This is a genomic window from Lysinibacillus sp. (assembly GCF_032093475.1).
Lineage (GTDB): Bacteria > Bacillota > Bacilli > Bacillales_A > Planococcaceae > Lysinibacillus > Lysinibacillus irui.
In genome coordinates this window covers 9,742-11,824 of record NZ_DAMDAY010000032.1, presented here as the reverse complement: position 1 = coordinate 11,824, position 2,083 = coordinate 9,742, and the positions used below count along the sequence as shown (strand labels likewise).

Genomic DNA, 2,083 nt, shown 5'->3' with positions numbered 1-2,083 from the left:
GATTTTCTTGTAATGTATGCTCGATAGGTATTCCCTTTTCAATGGCATAACGTTGCATCGCCTCAGCCTCTGGAAGATTTTCATCAGGCCCTTGTCCACCAGATAAAATGATGGTCGGTGGTGTGGAAACAGCTGCCTGCTTATGATAAAAATCGATCGCTTTTTGAATTCTACTTGCTAACAGCGGTGGTACTTTATCATTGATTAGCCCACTACCTAACACGATGATAAAATCCTGATTTAATCGTGGTCGATTGAATTGATAGAGAAAATAGGCTGATAAAAAATTGGATAGGTGGATAAAGAAATAAAACGTAATCAGTGAGATCGCTCCAAATATCGGTTGAAGATGACTTGAAAACAAGCTAGCAGGACTAATAATCGGTAATAGCATAAAAAGTAAAATGCCTATAGCCACAAGCAAAGTTAAAGAATTAGCTAAACGCCTGCCCTCTCGCTGCATTAATACTCTTGCATTTAAAAATAAACCAAACATTAAAGCAACAATGCCAAAAGGAATTAAGATGAATAAGGCAATTAATGGAATAATGACAATGAGCCTTATAAAGTAATGGTCAGATGCTAAAGATAGAATGACGCAGAATAATAGAAATGAGCAGATAAATACATTAAATAATAGTCCGTTGATCATTTTTCTCGGGTCTTTTAAATATGATATAAGAAAAATGATGAAAAAAATAAGTGGTATAATGCCAAAATACATAAAAAAAGCACCTCTAGTGATGGAGTGGGTTAATGATATCTTTATATTATAAGTAATTATTGGATGAAATCAACCATCAATAAAAAATAGAGAGAGCATGAGCATACTCCCTCTATTTTTTGTGAGAGCGACTGCGACTATACATTTTATTGACATAATGAATATATTTCTCGCGCGTCAATCCACCAGTTTGGCGATTAAAATCATCATAAGTGATGTCTTCCGGCAAGCCGAATTCAGCTAACGCCTGTTGTCGTTCCTCGCGATAGTCAAGGTGATCTAGTGACTCCTCTACAATTCCTTCTTCTGGCTTCAACCAATCACTTGCTACGCCTGCATAGACGCCATGATTGGTAAAACGACTAGCTGTTTGAAATGAGGTTAAAGGTGCAGGTTTGCTAATTGTTCCTGAGCCCCAGGAAAGACGATATCGAGGCTCTTTACCATAGTCTAGTGTCACGCCATATCCCATTGGGAAGACAATATCTGATTCTATTAGCATTTTGTGACCCACCTTTTCATAGCACCCACGCATAAAATGATCGTCCATAACAATATAGGTTTGGGCGGCCAATGGAGCGGATTGGATTTCCTCAAGAGAAGGCGAGCGCTCTGTCGTTGTCAACAAGTAGGGACGGACAAATAAAGGCATCGTCATAACATTATGCCAAATACTATCCTCTGCAAATAAATGATCTTTCTGCATTTGACGTAAATCACCGATTACAAGCACATAGCCATCTTCAAATAAATCAATTTCTACACGAAAAATATCGCCTGGCACAGTCTTATAGCGTAAACTTTTCATCTTTGTTAGCTTAGCTAGCTTGTCAGGGTAATCTACAGGAAGTAGGGATGGAAATTGCTGAAGCCAATTCAATAGAGCTGATTTAGTCGTTAAATGCTCAAAGCCTGTTAGTGGTAACTGATAATATGTTTTGGTATTACGAGCCGTAATATAGCTAGATGGATGATTTTGATTGCCTAAACCAGCCGAAAAAACAACGCCTGTAGCTTTCACTGCAGAAATATTTGTGTAATTCAATTTCTTTTCTTTTCCACGTGCGGTTTGAGGGACAATGACTTCACGATTACGTGTTGAAATGTCGACATCTGCTTCTTGGTAGCTATGCTCATTAACGAAAATTCTTTTTTTAATGACATCTCCTTCGAGGAAAATAAAATAATCCTCTCTAATTTGAAATATGTCCCAGTGTTCTTCTAGGGTGTCAAGGCCGAAATAAGGGCGCAATGAATTGGTTAACCAACTAGTAAATGGTGTCAACTAAACTTCCTCCTACCTATCGTTTCCTATTTTCGTCAAGTATACTGAATTAGATAGGTGTCGAAAATAGCTCA

The 2,083-nt window shown here is 37.8% G+C and carries 2 protein-coding genes; both read right to left on the bottom strand.

All coding sequences use genetic code 11. The annotated features are described in order from the left end of the window. Positions 1–724 (bottom strand): YdcF family protein (locus RT445_RS09185; protein ID WP_396631798.1); only part of this gene is annotated, 724 nt, incomplete at its 3' end. Positions 725–836: 112 nt separating this feature from the next. Next, positions 837–2,009 carry an immunity 26/phosphotriesterase HocA family protein gene (locus RT445_RS09180; RefSeq protein WP_274793372.1) on the bottom strand — a complete coding sequence of 391 codons (1,173 nt, stop codon included), beginning with the start codon at positions 2,007–2,009 and terminating at the stop codon, positions 837–839. Positions 2,010–2,083 lie beyond the last annotated feature (74 nt).